Source organism: Haloglomus salinum, from assembly GCF_024298825.1.
Taxonomy (GTDB): Archaea; Halobacteriota; Halobacteria; order Halobacteriales; family Haloarculaceae; genus Haloglomus; species Haloglomus salinum.
Genome location: NZ_CP101153.1, coordinates 2,887,787 through 2,904,043 on the forward strand (window position 1 = coordinate 2,887,787; position 16,257 = coordinate 2,904,043).

17 protein-coding genes are annotated in these 16,257 nt (G+C 69.3%); 14 read left to right on the plus strand and 3 right to left on the minus strand.

The genetic code is table 11. From position 1 onward, the window contains the following. Nucleotides 1-76 precede the first annotated feature (76 nt). From NL115_RS13895 to deoC, 5 genes are all read left to right on the plus strand, one after another. Nucleotides 77-1,402 carry an MFS transporter gene (locus NL115_RS13895; protein ID WP_254829947.1) on the plus strand — a complete coding sequence of 442 codons (1,326 nt, stop codon included), beginning with the start codon at nt 77-79 and terminating at the stop codon, nt 1,400-1,402. Then, nucleotides 1,399-2,265: a bactofilin family protein gene (locus NL115_RS13900; protein WP_254829948.1), complete on the plus strand. Its 867-nt coding sequence runs from the start codon at nt 1,399-1,401 to the stop codon at nt 2,263-2,265. Before NL115_RS13895 ends, NL115_RS13900 begins: the two co-directional genes overlap by 4 nt. 79 nt (nt 2,266-2,344) lie before the next feature. Next, entirely contained in the window at nt 2,345-2,965 is a 621-nt protein-coding gene (locus tag NL115_RS13905) for a DUF7978 family protein (protein WP_254829949.1), read from the plus strand. Between the two features lie 108 nt (nt 2,966-3,073). After that, on the plus strand, nt 3,074-3,277 hold the full coding sequence (locus NL115_RS13910) for a hypothetical protein (protein WP_254829950.1): 204 nt from the start codon (nt 3,074-3,076) through the stop codon (nt 3,275-3,277). Between the two features lie 51 nt (nt 3,278-3,328). Further along, nucleotides 3,329-4,000 carry a deoxyribose-phosphate aldolase gene (gene deoC, locus NL115_RS13915; RefSeq protein WP_254829951.1) on the plus strand — a complete coding sequence of 224 codons (672 nt, stop codon included), beginning with the start codon at nt 3,329-3,331 and terminating at the stop codon, nt 3,998-4,000. A gap of 115 nt (nt 4,001-4,115) precedes the next feature. Here deoC and NL115_RS13920 read toward each other — a convergent pair whose 3' ends face one another. After that, nucleotides 4,116-5,369: an APC family permease gene (locus tag NL115_RS13920; protein ID WP_254829952.1), complete on the minus strand. Its 1,254-nt coding sequence runs from the start codon at nt 5,367-5,369 to the stop codon at nt 4,116-4,118. Nucleotides 5,370-5,674: 305 nt separating this feature from the next. Between NL115_RS13920 and NL115_RS13925 the strand changes: the two genes are divergently transcribed. Both NL115_RS13925 and NL115_RS13930 read left to right on the plus strand, forming a co-directional pair. Further along, nucleotides 5,675-8,425: a cation-translocating P-type ATPase gene (locus tag NL115_RS13925; protein WP_254829953.1), complete on the plus strand. Its 2,751-nt coding sequence runs from the start codon at nt 5,675-5,677 to the stop codon at nt 8,423-8,425. A 161-nt stretch (nt 8,426-8,586) separates the two neighbouring features. After that, a complete protein-coding gene (locus tag NL115_RS13930) occupies nt 8,587-9,087 on the plus strand; it encodes a hypothetical protein (RefSeq protein WP_254829954.1) in 501 nt (166 codons plus the stop codon). A 112-nt stretch (nt 9,088-9,199) separates the two neighbouring features. Here the strand turns inward: NL115_RS13930 and NL115_RS13935 are convergent, their stop codons facing one another. After that, nucleotides 9,200-9,715 carry an ester cyclase gene (locus NL115_RS13935; RefSeq protein ID WP_254829955.1) on the minus strand — a complete coding sequence of 172 codons (516 nt, stop codon included), beginning with the start codon at nt 9,713-9,715 and terminating at the stop codon, nt 9,200-9,202. A 200-nt stretch (nt 9,716-9,915) separates the two neighbouring features. Next, entirely contained in the window at nt 9,916-10,344 is a 429-nt protein-coding gene (locus NL115_RS13940; RefSeq protein WP_254829956.1) for a universal stress protein, read from the minus strand. 118 nt (nt 10,345-10,462) lie between these two features. Between NL115_RS13940 and NL115_RS13945 the strand changes: the two genes are divergently transcribed. The 7 genes from NL115_RS13945 (at nt 10,463) to NL115_RS13975 (ending at nt 16,193) form a co-directional block, all read left to right on the plus strand. Continuing rightward, nucleotides 10,463-11,014: a VIT1/CCC1 transporter family protein gene (locus tag NL115_RS13945; protein ID WP_254829957.1), complete on the plus strand. Its 552-nt coding sequence runs from the start codon at nt 10,463-10,465 to the stop codon at nt 11,012-11,014. 42 nt (nt 11,015-11,056) lie between these two features. Continuing rightward, on the plus strand, nt 11,057-11,974 hold the full coding sequence (locus NL115_RS13950; RefSeq protein ID WP_254829958.1) for a calcium/sodium antiporter: 918 nt from the start codon (nt 11,057-11,059) through the stop codon (nt 11,972-11,974). 83 nt (nt 11,975-12,057) lie between these two features. After that, the gene (locus tag NL115_RS13955) at nt 12,058-12,828 is read left to right on the plus strand and encodes a proteasome assembly chaperone family protein (protein ID WP_254829959.1); all 771 of its coding nucleotides are present in this window, start codon (nt 12,058-12,060) and stop codon (nt 12,826-12,828) included. Between the two features lie 253 nt (nt 12,829-13,081). Continuing rightward, nucleotides 13,082-13,525: an Hsp20/alpha crystallin family protein gene (locus NL115_RS13960; RefSeq protein WP_254829960.1), complete on the plus strand. Its 444-nt coding sequence runs from the start codon at nt 13,082-13,084 to the stop codon at nt 13,523-13,525. A gap of 161 nt (nt 13,526-13,686) precedes the next feature. Next, nucleotides 13,687-15,234, plus strand: a complete 1,548-nt coding sequence (locus NL115_RS13965; RefSeq protein ID WP_254829961.1) for an SLC13 family permease — start codon at nt 13,687-13,689, stop codon at nt 15,232-15,234. Between the two features lie 82 nt (nt 15,235-15,316). Beyond that, nucleotides 15,317-15,607 carry a DUF211 domain-containing protein gene (locus tag NL115_RS13970; protein WP_254829962.1) on the plus strand — a complete coding sequence of 97 codons (291 nt, stop codon included), beginning with the start codon at nt 15,317-15,319 and terminating at the stop codon, nt 15,605-15,607. Between the two features lie 4 nt (nt 15,608-15,611). Then, on the plus strand, nt 15,612-16,193 hold the full coding sequence (locus NL115_RS13975) for a VIT1/CCC1 transporter family protein (RefSeq protein ID WP_254829963.1): 582 nt from the start codon (nt 15,612-15,614) through the stop codon (nt 16,191-16,193). Nucleotides 16,194-16,257 lie beyond the last annotated feature (64 nt).

The following is a 16,257-nucleotide window of genomic DNA, read 5'->3' on the forward strand; positions in this document are numbered from 1 at the left end:
TGTCCGCGACGACCGACACCGACCACCGGGCCGGAGCGACCTGCCCTCGCCCGCGCCACCTCGAAGGCGGGACGCCGTGAGGCTCGTCGAGTTCGTCCGCGAGGGACGCTGGGCGACGGTGGCGGGGTACGCCCTCTTCGTCGCGCTGATGACCGCGGGCTACTACTACAACATCACGTTCGTCCAGCTCGGACTCATCGACCTCGGGACGCGGCTGGTCGGGATGAGCCGGACCCTCGTCTCCATGTGGATGGCTGGGCTGGCGCTGGTCACGTTCGCCGTGGCCGTCGCGTTCGGTGTGACGATGGACCGGCGGGGCTGGAGCCGGGACCTCCGGACACGCCTCCGGCTCCTGTTCGCCGTCGTCCTGGTGCAGTTCGTCCTGACGGTCGCCGCGCCCTTCATCCGAAGCGTGCCGGCGTTCGGCGCGTGGATACTGGCGGCGTCGGTCACGCTGGGCGTCGGCTTCCCCGTCTCGTTCAGCCTCGCGGTCGACCTGATTCCGGTCCCCGACCGCGGCCCCGTCGCCGCCATCATCACGGCCGCGACGTACGGCCTCGCCAACGCCGTCCCGCTGGCGTGGTCCATCGACGTGTTCGCGCGGGTGATGGTGGCGGCGATGCTCCCCGGCGTCCTCGTCCTCGGCGTGGTCGTCTCCGGGCGGGTCGCGGCCGTCGAGGACGTCCTCGACGCGCTCGCGACGCAGGCCGAGGCGTTCGGCCCCGGACGGTTCTGTCGACCCGACCCCGTGACGACCCGCAGTCTCGCCTTCTGGTCGCCCATGCTGTTGATGTTCGGCGTCTTCTTCATCGACAGCCTCGGCTTCCTCCGCATCATCGACACGCCGGCGCTCGTCCTGAGTTCGTGGCAGTCGCCCGACCTCGGACCGCGCCTGGCGCTCGCCGCGGTCCACGTCGTCGGCGCGCTGATGGCCGGCGTCCTCTACGTGAACTTCGACCGGAACGGCCTGTTCCTCTCGGTATTCGCGCTGTTCGCGCTCACGCACGTCCTCTACACGTCGGACCTGCGACTGGCGGCGCTGTTCCCCGGCGTCGCGGGCGGCGCCCCGTCCATCGTCAATCCACTGTTCTACGCGCTGACGGTGAGTTTCTACACGACGCTGAACTTCGCGCTCTGGCCCGACCTCTCGACGGTCGACACCGTGGGCACCCACACCGCCATCGGCATCGGGATGGCCGGCTGGCTCGCGACCTTCCTCAGCACGGCCGTCGCGCTCTACCTCGACCACGCCGAGGTGACGCTGCTGACACACCTCAACCTCGTCAACGCGCTCGCGCTGCTCCTCCTGCTCGGGCTCGCCGTGGGACTGTACGTCCGGCGGGCGGCCGAAATCGCCCGAGCGTCCGAGGGAGGCGCCGAACCCCAGGAGGTGACTCGATGAATCCCGTCGAGGTGCTGCCGCTGCTGATCGCCGTCTTCCTCCTCCTGTCGGCCAGCGGCGCCGAGCCCGCGTCGATGGAGATCGTCTTCGAGGGCGACCGAACCCTCGACGGGGACGCGCCCGCGTTCGTCGTCGCCGGTGGCACCGTGACGGTGCCCGCGGACGCGACCGCCCGTGGCCGCCTGTTCGTCGTCGGGGGCACGCTCGACGTGGAGGGCCGCGTCGCGGGCGACGTGACGCAGCTGGCCGGCAACCTCTCCGTGACCGAGGGCGGCGCCATCACGGGCGAACTCCAGGCCGTCTCCGGGACGACCACGGTGGCCGAGGGTGCCAGCGTCGGCTCCCGGACGACGGTCGACGTCACGCCTCAGCAGCGCTCGCCCGCCACGGTCGTGAGCTTCGTCCTGCTCCAGATGCTCGTCGTCGCGGGGGCGGCCGCGCTGCTGACTCGACGGACCCCCGAACTGCTCGACAACGTCGGCGCCACCGTCACCGGCCATCCGCTCGTCAGCGGCGTCGTCGGGTCGCTCGCGGGTGTGACGCTGCTCGTCCTGTTCGTCTACATGGCCTTCACGCTCGTCCTGCTGCCCGTGAGCATCCTCGGCCTGTTCGGGCAGTTCCTCGTCGTCGCGTACAGCTACGTGGTGTACGGCTCCCTGCTCGGCCGGCGCCTCCCGGTCGAGCGCCCGACGCTCGCGGCGGCGCTGGGCGGTGCCGGGTTCGTCCTCCTGATGGAGTTGCTCTCCCGACTCCCGCTGGTGGGGGCCCTCGTCCAGCTCACGCTCGTCACGGTCGGTTTCGGCGCCGTCCTCGTCTCCTACTTCGGGCTGCGGGTGTTCGAGCCGCCGCGACTGCCGGAGTAGCGGCCCGAACTCGTTCAGCGGTTCCCGGCGGGTGAGAAGCAGAGCATCCGCTAAGCAACTGGAGCAGTTCTCTCCACCTATGAGCGACCTTCCCACCACCGACGAGACGGGGCGAATCGGGAACCGGACGCGGACCGCCGTGCTGGGCACCGGGGCGCTCGCCGGTGTCCTCGCCTTCCTGGTCGGCTATCTCGTGACGTGGGTGACGGCCGGCACCCGCGCCGCGAGCGTCACCGTCACCGGGCCGTTCGGGAGCGGCGTTCCCGACTGGCGGGCGGTCCTGTGGGTGTTCTTCGACGGGCACTTCGTCGGCACCCGGACGCCGCAGGTGTTCGGTCCCGACGGCGCACTGTGGGGTGGCGGCGAACTCGTCGACACCGTCAGCCTGCTCGACGTGACGTACGTCTACGCCATCCCGCCGCTGGTCCTCGCGGTGGCTGGTGCGGCAGTCGCCCTCCACCTCCGGAGCGAGACACCGCGAGCCGGCGTCCAGGCCGGCCTCACCGTCGGTATCGGCTATCTGGTGACTGTCGTCCTCGCGCTGTTCGTCGCCACACAGGGCGGCATCGCGCCCAGCCCGCTCCGGGCGCTCGTCGTCGCTGGTATCGTCTACCCGGTCGCCTTCGGCGGACTGGGCGGCTTCGTCGCCGTGCTGGTCACCACCCGCACCTCGGGCGAGCGGTCCAGCCCGGCGGCCTGAACAGCCGAACCGAGTGGCGTGGCGACTGGCCGTCAGCCCAACCGACGCGACCGAGCGACTGACGCGACCGCCCCAAGGCACTTCTCGGCTAGTCTCCAGCCGCTGCCCATGGAGTGGCCCTCCCACGCAGTCTCCGCCGCAGCACTGCTGGTGCTCCTGACGACGGGCGTCGCGCTGCAGGACGCGAGTGGCGCCCGGGCCCTCGGAATCCTCTCGATGGCGTTCCTGTCGCTCGTCGTACTCGCTGTCATCTGGTTCCAGCTCCGTCGGGCCGCCGAGCGGAGTCGCGCCGAGCAGCAGGGGCACCTGTAGCTCGCTACGGTCCCCGAAACACGGAAGCCGCTCGGCCGAGTCGCCCCCGACATGGATGCCGAGACCCTGCGCGCCGAGCCCGAGCGGGTGGTGGAGCTCATCGACCACACGAACGTCGAGCCGGACTCGACGGAGGCGGAGGTCCGCGAGCTCTGCGAGGAGGTGCTGGAGTACGGCTTCAACGCCGCCTGCGTCGTCCCGTACCACGCCGAACTTGCCGCCGATGTCCTCGGCGACGAGGCCGACGTGGTGGTCGTCGTCGGCTTCCCGTACGGAATCCAGAACTCGCAGGCGAAACGCGCCGAGGTCGAGGCACTCACGCAGCACGCCGACGAACTGGACATGGTGATGAACCGGACGGCGTTCACCAACGGCGACTTCGAGTACGTGGTCAACGACATCCGTGCGGTCAAGCAGGCCGTCGGCGAGCACACGCTCAAGTGCATCATCGAGTCACCGACGCTGAGCGACGCGGAGATCCGCCACGCCTCGGAACTCGTCGACGAGGGCGGTGCGGACTTCGTGAAGACGGCGGTCGGTTACGAGGGTGGCTGTGACGTCGACGAGGTCCGCGCGATGCGCGAGGCGGCAGGCCCGCACGTGGAGGTCAAGGCCTCCGGCGGCATCCACTCCTTCGAGGAGGTGGTGGAGATGGTGGAAGCCGGCGCCACCCGCATCGGCGCCTCGTCGGGCGTGGAGATATTCGAGTCCATCCAGGAGTGACAGGCTAGACAGATACAGGCAGCACATCCCACATACATCATGTATTTTTGAACTATTTGAAATACTAGCGTCCAAATTTCGTATTAAGTAGACTAGAGGGCGACCAGGCCAGCCCTCAGAGGAACGTCGTGAGGTAGAACCCCAGCAGCGCGACGGTCGTCACCAGCCCGGCGAGCGCGGTGACCGAGAGCCGCCCGACGGTGAGCGGCGCGGTGAAGCCCGACCGGTCGTCGGGCCGGTCGAATCGAAGCTTCAGGAGCGCCACGTTCACCATCACGAACACCACGAGGAGCGCAGCGTTCGCCAGCGCCGCCACCTGGCCCAGGTCGCCCAGCAGGACGAACGGTATCGTCAGGCCCCCGACCAGCGCGACTGCGAGGTACGGGGTCCGCCGGCCGGCGTGGATGCGCGAGAAGGCAGTCGGGAACGAGCGGTACTCGCTCTTCGAGACGCCGTACAGCAGCCGCGAGGTCGACACGAGCAGGATGAGGACGGTATTCGCGGTCGAGGTGAGCGCGATGGCCCCGACGACGGAGCCGGCGACCGCCCCGCTCCCGGCCTCCGCGACCAGCGCGAGCGGCGACGCCGACGCGCCGAGCGTCCGCCAGTCGACGAGCCCGACCGCCGAGAACGCCACCAGCACGTACAGCACCGTCGTGATGAGGATGGAGAGCAGGATGGCCCGCGGCACCGTCCGGGTGGCGTCGCGGGTCTCCTCGGCGACGTTGACGATGGAGCCGAAGCCGAGGTAGGCGAAGAAGACGAGGAACGTGGCCGCGACGATGCCCGAGCCGCCGAACGGTGCGTCGAGGACGGCCACCGAGCCCCACGCGTTCCGCCCGAGCCAGATGACCAGCGCGAGCCCGCCGACCTCGGCGACCGTGAACAGCACGTTCAGCTTCGCCGACAGCTCGATGCCCCAGAAGTTGACCGCCGAGGCCAGCACCACCAGCGCGAGCGCGGTCAGCGCCGGCGGCACGTCGGTGAAGGCGGTCAGGTACCCCGAGAACGCGAGTGCGACGGCCGCGGCGGAGACGGCGCCGACGAACACCCGCAACACCGCCACGACCTCGGCGAGGCGCTTGCTCCGGAGCGACTCCCGGACGTAGACGTAGTCGCCCTCCCCCTTCGGGTACCGTGAGGCGAGTTCCGCGTAGCTCAGCCCGGTGAGGCCGGCGACGACGGCGGCCGCGAGGAACGCGAGCGGAACGGACTCGCCGGCGACGGCGGTGGCCTCGCCGAGGATGGCGTAGATGCCCGCCCCGAGAATGAGGCCGACGCCGTACACCGTGACCTCGAACAGCCCGAGTTCGCGGCTGAGCGAGGGAGTGGCGGCCTCGCTCGCGCCCGGGCCCCCGGGCGCGCTCACGTGCCACCACCGCCGTCTGCGCGCGTACGCCGAGCATCCACGCGCGCACGCCCACCAGCCGCTCGCGTACGTCTCCAGCTCCCCCCGTGACGGCAGCGATGACGCGGTTCGGACGACATATGCACGGTCGACTGGGGCGGGGGACAACTTCGCTGCGGTTCCGGTTCTCGCTGGGCGAGAGCCGGCGGAGGGCATAAACCCCGTCCGGGTGTCGGCCAACCCAGCCACACGATGCGCCGTCCGAGCGCGAACGGGCAGCCTGCACTCGCTTCCCGGCCGATGGCGACCACGTCGGAGGCCGGCCGATGAGCGATGGCGACGACCGGACGGCGCTGACACCGCCCGATGACTGGCACAGCGCGCCCGTCGACGACCTCTACGACGCACTCGACGCCGACGAGACGGGGCTCTCGTCGGACGAGGCGGCCCGCCGCCTCGAGACACACGGCCCGAACGAGATCCGCGAGGGCGAGTCCGTCTCGCCGCTGCGCCTGTTCGTCGCGCAGTTCCAGGACGTCCTCATCTACCTGCTGGTGCTGGCGGCGCTGCTATCGCTGGCGGTCGGGTTCCTGCCCGGCGAGGAACCCAACTACGTCGACGCGGGGCTCATCTTGCTCATCCTGTTCGGCAACGGCGTCTTCGGCTTCGTCCAGGACTACCGCGCGGAGCAGGCGATGGCCCGGTTACGCGAGATGGCGACACCCGACGCGACCGTCATCCGCGACGGCGAGAAGCGCCGCGTCCCCGCGACGGAGGTCGTCCCCGGTGACGTGGTCGTCATCGACCAGGGTGACGCGGTGCCGGCGGACGCGCGCCTCCTCGAGGCGACCGACCTCGAGACGATGGAGTCGGCGCTCACGGGCGAGAGCACGTCCACCACGAAGGCGACCGGGGCGCTCCCCACGGAGACGCCGCTCGCCGAGCGGTCCAACTGCCTGTTCATGAACACGACCGCCGTCCGGGGGCGCGGGCGCGCGGTCGTCGTCGAGACGGGGATGGCCACCGAGGTGGGCGCCATCGCCACGCAGATACAGGACGCCGAGCGCGACGACACGCCCTTCCAGCAGGAGGTCGACGAACTCGGCCGACGCATCGGGCTGGGCGTCCTCGGGCTCATCGGCCTCGTCGTCGCTGTCCAGTTCCTGTTCACGGACACCGGACCCATCATCATCCTGCTGACCGCGGTGACGCTCGCGGTCGCGGCCGTCCCCGAGGGGCTCCCGGCGGTCGTGACGCTGACGCTGGCGCTGGGCTCACAGCGGCTGGTCGAGCGGAACGCCCTCGTCCGCCGGCTGCCGGTCGTCGAGAGCCTCGGCTCCGTCGACACCATCCTCACGGACAAGACCGGCACGCTCACCGAGGGGCAGATGACCGTCACCCGACTCGGGGTCGGCGACGACGAGTACGAGGTCACGGGGTCGGGACTGGAACCGGAGGGTGAGTTCCTCCGTGCCGGCGAGACGCCCGAACTCGGCGAGGTTGCGCCGGTCCTCCGATGCGGGGCGTACTGCAACAACGCCGAGCAGGCGCGGGCCGGCGAGGACGAGGCGTTCCTCGGTGACCCGACCGAGGTGGCGCTGGTCGTCTCGGCGGCGAAGGCCGGCATCGACCGCGACGACGTCGAGCGACTGCGCGAGGTGCCGTTCTCCTCCGAGCGACAGCGCATGACCGTCGTCGTCGAGGGCGAGGAGGCGACGGCAGGCAACGAGTCCGATGGCCCGACCGCCTACACGAAGGGCGCGCCGGGCGCCATCCTCGAGCGGTGCGACACGGTGCTCGTCGACGGCGAGGCGGTCGCCCTGACCGACGAGCGGCGCGAGGCCATCCGAACCCGGGTCGACGCGTTCGCCGAGGATGCCCTCCGCGTGCTGGGGTTCGCCCGCAGGACCGACGTCGACCCGGACGCCGACGCGGAGACGCTGGAGACCGGACTCACGTTCCTCGGCCTGCAGGGGATGCTCGACCCGCCACGGCCGGAGGTGGCCGGCGCGGTGGCGGACTGCCGCGACGCCGGCATCCGGGTCGTGATGGTGACCGGTGACAACGCCATCACCGCGAGCGCCATCGGCGAGTCCATCGGCTTCGACCCGACGGGCGCACTGACGGGCCCGGGGCTGGACGACCTCACCGATGCGGAACTGCGCGACGTCGTCGAGGACGTCGAGGTGTTCGCCAGAGTCGCGCCGACCCACAAGGTGCGAGTGCTGAAAGCGCTCCAGGCGAACGACCACGCCGTGGCGATGACCGGCGACGGCGTCAACGACGCCCCCGGCCTCCGCAACGCCGACGTGGGCATCTCGATGGGCATCCGCGGGACGGACGTGACGAAGGAGGCCTCGGACATGGTCCTGCAGGACGACAACTTCGCGACCATCCGCGACGCCGTGGCCGAGGGCCGGGCCATCTTCGACAACATCCAGAAGTTCGTCAACCTCCTCCTCTCGGCCAACACCGCGGAGGTGCTCATCGTCTTCCTGGGCGTCCTCGTCGGGAGCGCGCTGTTCCCGGACCTGTTCGCGTCCCAGGCCGAGGCGCTCATCCTGACGCCGGTGATGTTGCTGTGGATAAACCTCGTCACCGACGGCCTCCCGGCGCTGGCGCTGGGTGTCGACCCGAAGGCCCCGGACGTGCTGGACCGACCGCCACGCGAGCCGGGCCACTCAGTCATCGACCGCGATGTCGTCATCTCGGTCCTCACCATCGCCGCGACCGCGACGGTCGCTGGACTGGCGCTGTTCTTCGAGGCCCTCTCGGCGACGGGGTCGCTCGTCCGGTCCCAGACGCTGTTGTTCACCTTCCTCGTGGTGGCGGAGATGGGTCTCGTCCAGGTCATCCGGCGGCGGTTCGGAGCGCGGCTCCTGTCGAACCGGTGGCTCCTCGCGGCGGTTGCGGGCTCGCTGGCGCTCCACCTGGCGGTGCTGTACACGCCACTGGCGGATCTCTTCGACGTGGTCCGGCTGGGGCTTCCCGGCTGGCAGGTCGTCGCCGTCGCTGTCGGCGCGGTGCTGGTCGTGAACGCCGTGCTGTCGTCGGTGCTTCGGCGCCGACGCGACTAGCCGGCACGCGTCCAGTTCCCGCCCCCCGACAATCCCCACGAGGCTCATCCCCGCCGGCCCCCTCCCCACAAACTGATTCGATGACTCCGACACCCTCCAATCAAGAGTCTCCCACCCCCGCACGGCCATGGCTCGGTCGACGACAGGTACTCGCCGGCGGGATGGGACTCCTCACACTCCCGCTCGCCGGCTGTGGGTGGTCGCCGTCCTCGGGCGGCCCGCCGTTCGAGTTCCACGAGGTCGACGACGGGCCCGTCTTCGGCCCCGGACTACAGGACGAACTCGACCTCGAGTTCTACGCGGCCGTCGTCACCGACGAGGCGGCGACCGAGGCCTTCGACGTCGGCCGGCTCCCCCCGGACGCCCACTCGTTCATCCGGGCGACGGACTTCGGCTCGCAGTACCTCGCCGTCGTCCAGGTCTCCGGGGTCAACTCCTCGATGGCCTTCGACGTCGCCGACGTCGCGGAAGGCGGAGCGAACACCACCGTCGTCGCGAGCCTCAACGACCGGACGCCACACTCCGAGGACCGGGTCATCTCGACGTTGCTGGTTCGCGTGACGGCCCAGGGCGGGTTCACGCCAGAGGGTGTGACCGTCGAGTTCCACCTGAACGACCGCCACGAGACGTTCGAGGGCGACCGGGTCGCGCCATCCGGATGAGGATACGATGAGGAAATCCCTAATAACTCCGCAACCTCAGACACAACAGGTAAACAAACACACTTCTGGCGAATACTGCTCAAAATGAAATATATCTAGAGATATACACGCATCACTTCTTGTCCTTCCGCCCCTTCGCCAGCTCGAGAACGTCCTGTTTCGCGAGGCTCGCGCCGGTCTCCAGGAAGGAGGCCAGCGTGAAGTCCTCGGGAATGACCCCGAGCTGTTGCATCTGTCCGAGCGCGTCCCAGACCGCCCACGCCTCGACGACCTTCCCGTCATCGTCGAACCTGTGGACGAGGATGCCGGGAGAGCTGCCCTCCTTTCCGGTCGGGGGGATACCCATGAACTCGCCGTCGTGTGTGCCACCGACGGTGAAGCCGACGACGACCATGTCGTCCTCGGCGACCATGAACTCCGTGTCCATGTGGAAGTCCGAGAAGCCCTGCCGGGCGGCGTCGATGAACGCGACGAGGCCGTCGCGGTCCACGTCGCCCTCCTCGGGGTCGAACCAGTGGCCGACGTAGTCCTCGCTGACCGTCTCCATCACGATGTCGTAGTTGCCGCTGTTCCACGCCTCGTCGATGAACTGCTGTTCGTACTCCTTCAGCTCGTCCGTTGGCCGCATGGTGGTTGCCATGGTGTCTCACTGGTACAGCGCCAGACACGAGTCGTGGCTCACTGTCCAGTGTCTAGTGTAGCCGCCGAACGAGCATAACAGTGGGATTGAGTCTCACCCCGTGAGAACCATCGCTCATCGCCCCGTGGATGCCCGTGTGCGACGTACCACAGGTGAACGCGGCATTCCGGCTGGCCGGCCGGACGTTCTCACCTGACGATTGTGACCGGAACGGGGGCATTGCGCATCACGCGCTCGGCGACGCTGCCCAGGAGGAGCCGCGAGGCCCCCTTCCGGCCGTGACTCCCCATCACCACGTGGTCGACGCCCTCGGCGTCGACGACGTCGAGAATCTCGGTCGCCGGATTCCCCTGTTCGATTGTGGTCGTGACCGCGATGTCGTGGGCCACGGCCAGGTCCTCCGCCCGCGCGAGTGTCTGCTCGGCTTCCTCGGTCGCGCGTTCGACCCACGACTCGGCGGCGCCCAGCCCCTTCGCCTCGGCCTCGTAGACCGCGTAGACGGGGTCGATGACGTAGAGGACCGTTATCTCGTCGTCCGGGTGCGTCGTGAGAACTCGCTCGAGCGCGCGCTCGGCGAGCGGGGACCCGTCGAACGGGACGAGGGCGTGCTCGGCCATGGTACGAGGATGGCTCCCCGGCTACGAAACCGTTCCCCCTGCCGCAGTGCGTCCGCCCAGGCACCGCTCCAGCGCCGGGAACGACGGTACTTTGTCGCTCCTCGGCGCGGTCACGCGTATGCTCGCAGAGCTGCTGGGTGACGAGGTACAGTCCTCGGGCCGCTACCTCGCGGAGGTCATCTACGGCGCGAACGACGGCATCGTCACCACCTTCGCGGTCGTCTCTGGGGTCGCGGGCGCGGCCCTGAACCCCTCCATCGTGCTCATCCTGGGCGTGGCGAACCTGTTCGCCGACGGGTTCTCGATGGGCATGAGCAACTACCTGAGCCGGCGGTCGGCGATCGACTACCGCGAGTCGCAGGACGCGGGCGCGACGGATACCAGCCAGTCCCACGACGACGGGAAGTCCCCCGCGCGGACGGCCGGGGTGACGTTCCTCGCGTTCGTCGTGGCGGGGTGGGCGCCGCTGCTGCCGTACGTGTTCGAACTCGCGCCGCTGTTCGGCTACTCCATCGCGTTCACCGGGGTCGCCTTCTTCGGCGTCGGGGCGAGCCGGAGTCTGGTGACCGACCGGCACTGGATGAAGAACGGTATCGAGATGTTCGTCGTCGGGATGGCGGCCGCCGCCGTCGCCTACGCGGTCGGGAACCTGCTCGGTGGGGTCGCCTGAGCGGGGGAACGGTTACGGCGGGGGGCCGAGACGCGCCGGTAGATGCTGGTCGAAGCCGCGCTGTTCCTCGTCGGGCTGGCGGCACTCATCGCCGGCGCGGACCGCGCCGTGACCGCCGCCGCCGACCTCGCGCTCTACTACGGCGTCTCTCCCTTCTTCATCGGCGTCACGCTCATCTCCATCGGCACGTCGGTCCCGGAGATGGTCACCTCCATCTACGCGGCCTACTACGGCGCGGGCGACCTCGTGGTCGGCAACATCGTCGGCTCCGAGACGGCCCAGATTACGCTGGCCATCGCCATCGTCGCGTTCATCGCCCCGTTCGTCGCCGAGCGCCGGAACGTGCTGACCTACGGCTCCGCGATGATTCTCGCGATGATCATCATGATACTGACCCTCGACGACGGCGTCATCGGCCGCTCCGAGGGATTCCTGATGATGCTCGCGTACGTCCAGTTCATCTACACCCTCTACACGAACGAAGGCGGCGAGGAGATAACCGAGGAGGTCATCGAGCCCACGGAGCCACCAGCCCGGTCGGTCGCGGTCATCGTCGTCGGGCTGGTGTTCGTCGTGGTCGGTGGGCAACTGATGGTCACCAACGGGGTCGCGCTCGCCCGCCTCGTGGGGATTCCGGAGTACGTCGTCGGCCTCCTCACGGGCCTCGGGACGACCCTGCCCGAGATCGTCGTCGCCGGCATCGCCGCCCACGAGGGGCGCGGGGGCATCTCCGTCGGCGCCATCCTCGGGAGCAACATCACCGACCCCGTCTTCTCGCTGGGCATCGGCGCGCTCCTGTTCGACATCACCGTCGACGCCGCCGCCCTCCAGCTCTCGCTGACCTACATGCTCGGCGTCTCCATCGTCGTGCTGGGCCTGTTCTACTGGCGCGAGGGCATCGACCGGCGGACAGCGGTCGTCTGTCTGTTACTGTACTTCCCGTCGTTCTTCGTGCTGTAGGCCCGGCGACACCGCGTTCCGGAGTCTGTCACGTCATGGGACCCGCCGGGGTAGTTATCCGGACGGGCGTGGAAGTGTCAGCTATGTCAGAGGACCCATCGTTCACGGTCGAGTCGACGAGCGAGACACCACCGGGCGAGCGACTGCTGGTCGGGATGGCCGGCGTCGGCGTCGCCGGCCTGACCGCGGCGGACTACCTCGTCAACAACGTGGAGACCGAACAGATCGGCCACGTCCGGACTCGGAACCTCCCGGACCTCACGCCGTTCACGAACGGCGAACCCCGGCACCCGATACGGCTCTACAGCGCGACCGACTCCGACGTGACGGTCCTCATCAGCGAGGTGTTCCTCCCGGCGTGGGTGGCGGACCCGCTGACGGACGCCCTGCTCGACTGGGCCGACGGTCACGGCATCGAGGAGGTGACCGTCCTCCAGGGGACGCCGTTCCCCCACCGCGAGGAGGAACACCTCGTCTACCACGTCGCCACCGACGCCTACCGGGAGGCACATTTCCCCGCCGAGGGCGGGCCGGACGTCGAACCGCTCGCGGGCGGCTTCTTCGACGGCGTCATCGGGGAACTCCTCGTCCGGGCGCTGGACGACGAGGCGCCCGCGACGGGCGTGCTGGTCACACCGACCCACCCGCCCGGGCCGGATCTCGACGCGGCCGTCCGGCTGCTCGATGCGCTCGAACCCGTCTGTGGCATCGAGGTCGACGAGGGCGAGCTCCGCGAGCGCGCCCAGGAGATGGAGCGGTACTTCACCGAACTCGCCGAGCGGATGCAGGCCATGCAGGAATCCGAGAACACGACGGAGGGGCAGGACTACCCGGCGAACCGGATGTTCATGTGACGCGAGGGCCGGCGGACCACGACAGGCCATCGGTACATCGTATTATCGACATATCTCGGCCACACACCAGTAATCCCGGATTTTAATCGATTACCGAGCCACCGTGCAAATAATCTTCGGGGGGACCCCAGCCCATTCTGTCACCCCCAGCGAGAGGTCGAGGCCAGGAACCACCAACCCAGGTGGTCCATCCCACGGGCTGAGAATCAGTATAGGAGCTATTGCGCTTCGAGCCCCATGTTCCTCGCGTACCATGAGTTCACGACCGAACCCATTCCGTGAGGTAGAGCGACTGTTCGAGACCATGGGCCGTCAGTTCGACGACGCCGCCCACATGTTCGAGGGCGAGGGGCCGCTGGGTCGGTTCGCCGAGCTGGACGAGATGGCCATCGACCTGGTCGAGCGCGACGACGAGTTCGTCGTCACCGTCGACCTCCCCGGCTTCGAGCGCGACGACATCGAGGTGACGGTCACCGACCACACACTCCGCATCGAGGCCGAACACGAGGCGGAGACGGAGGAGGAGGACGACTCGTACCTCCGCCGCGAGCGCCGCCACCAGTCAGCGAGCCGGTCGGTGCGGCTCCCCGGCGAGGTGGACCGCGACGCCGTCGCGGGCACGATGAAGAACGGGGTCCTGACGGTTACCCTCCCCAAAGCGGAGGCCGAGGACGCCCACACCATCGACATCGAGTGACCGGTCCCCGAACGACGGCCGGGTCGTCCGGCCGATTCCCGATTCTTCGAGTCCGAGTCCGTCGCTAGCCACGATAGCACCAGTCGCCTGCGCGGACGCCGTCGACGGACCGTCCCGAGGGACAGGACTAACTACCGAGGACTTGCCGGAGAGAGTGTCCCGTGGCCTCGTCGAACACCCGCCTCCTGACCCTCGCCGTCGCGCTCCTGGTCACCGGACTTGTCGCGGTCGTTCCCGTCGAGGGGCCGCTCACCACGGCCGGGCAGTACGCCCTCGCGACGATGGCGTTCGCGGCCATCCTCTGGGTGACGGGCGCGGTTCCGCTGCCGCTGACGGCGCTGTGCATCCCGATTCTGCTGACGGCGTTCGGCGTCTACCCCAGCTTCGGCGACGCCGTCGCCGGGTTCGCGGACCCCGTCATCTTCCTGCTGCTGGCGGGCTTCGTGCTGGCCGAGGCGCTGCAGGCCCACGGCATCGACCGGCGCATCGCCTACCGCATCCTTATCCGATTCGGGACCTCGTCTCGCGGCCTCGTGGCGGGCGTGATGGTGGCGACGGCGGTCCTCTCGATGGTCGTCTCCAACACGGCGACGGTCGCGATGATGGTCCCCATCGTGCTGGGCATCGTCGACTCCGTCACCGACCTGACGACGGCGGAGGAGGCCGGCGCGGGCGGGCGGGCCTCGAACCTGCAGGTGGCGATGCTCCTGGGGGTCGCGTACGCCGCCAGTCTCGGCGGCGTCGGGACGCTCATCGGGACGCCGCCCAACGCTATCGTCGTCGGCCAGCTGAACGAGCTCCTGGGCTTCGAGATAACCTTCGTCGAGTGGCTGGCCATCGGGCTGCCGATGGTCGTCCTGCTGCTCCCGGTCGCGTGGGTCCTCCTGACGTACGTCGTCTACCCACCGGAGGCCTACGACGTGGGCGCGGCGCGCGAGCGGGCCCGCACGGAACTGCGTGCGATGGGGTCCCTCTCCCCGGCGGCGCGACGGACCGTCGCCATCTTCGCCGCGACCGCCGGCCTCTGGCTGCTTGGCGGCTTCGAGTTCCTGTTCGGCGACCTGCTCCCGCCGGCGGTCCGCGTGACGCTGTTCGGCGGTACCGGGGGGAGCGTCTTCGGGACGACCGGCCACGAGGGGCTGCTGTTCTACGTCCTCGTGGGGGTGCTGGCGATTCCCGCGCTCGTCGTGAGTGGCGCGGCCGAGTGGGACGACCTGGTCGACATCGACTGGGGGACGCTCCTGTTGCTCGGCGGCGGCATCTCGCTCGCGAACGCCCTCCGGGACACCGCCGCCACGCGCTGGATGGCCGGCGTGACGGTCGAGGCGCTCGCCGGCACGTCGGTCGTGGTGGTCCTGCTCGCCGTGGTCGCACTGACCGTCCTCGTCGGCGAACTGGCCTCGAACACCGCGATGGCGGCCATCCTCGCGCCGTTGCTCATCAACGCCGGGCCCGCGTACGCGGCCGCGCTCGGAACCACCAGCGAACTCGCGGCCGTCCTGCTGGCGGTGACCGGCGCCATCGCCGCGAGCTACGGGTTCGCGCTCCCGGTCGCGACGCCACCCAACGCCATCGTCTTCGGCGCCGGCTACGTCGAGCGCGACCACATGCTGCGAGCGGGCGTGCTGCTGGACGCCGTCGTCATCCTGCTGACGACCGGCGCCGCCTACCTGCTCATCCGGTTCCTCTGGCCGCACGTCCTGGGCTGATGGCACATTCCGGCGACCGGCACCGCTCGCGGACCGGGAGCCACACGGCACGTTTTAGGGCTGCCCGGACCCACCCCGCCACATGGCACCTGTCCGCCGGCTCGTCATCGACGTCCTGAAGCCCCACGAGCCGCCGCTGCTCGAGTTCACGCAGCGCATCGCAGATGTCGACAGCGTCGAGGGAGTCAGCTCGTCGCTCATCGAGCTGGACAACGAAGTCCAGAACCTGAAGCTCACCTTCGAGGGGGCGGCCATCGACTACGCGGCCATCGAGGAGGCCATCGAGGGACAGGGCGGCACCATCCACTCCGTCGACGAGGTGGGCTGTGGCGACTACGTCGTCGACGACCGCCCGACGCTCCAGGACCGGTGACGCCGTGAGCTCCCTCCGACAGCAGGTGGCCCGAGTGCTCGCCCGGGACGACGTCCTCCCCATCGCCCGGCGCTACTTCGTCTCCAACGGGTTCGACGGCACCCTCACCTGCATCGGCGTCGTCGTCGGCGCGGTCCTGTCGGGCATCCCGGATGGCGCGACGGTCATCAAAATCGGCCTCGGCGCGGCGGTCGGGCTGGGGACCTCGGCGGTCTGGAGCGTCTGGGAGATCGAGCGGGCCGAGACGAAGGCCGAGATCCTCCGGATGGAGAAGGCGATGCTCACCGACCTCGACGACACCCGTATCCAGCGCGAACGGTCGACCGCCCGCCTCCTCCACGCGTTCGCGAGCGGGCTCGGCCCGATACTCGGCATCCTCATCCCGCTCTCGCCGTTCCTGCTGGAGGGTGGCCTCCTGACGATGGTCGAAGCCGCCGTCATCGCCGTCGGCCTGGGCATCGGCGTCCTCGGCGTCTTCGGGGCCTACATGGGTTCCATCTCGGGGCAGCGCTGGTACGTGGCCGCCGCACGGATGGCACTCGCGGGACTCGTGGTGGCGGTCGTCAACGTCTTCCTCCCCGGGTGACGACTCGGACTCGCATCCACAAACAGTCTTTCGCTGTTTCCAAAATACTGCGAACCACCTGTAC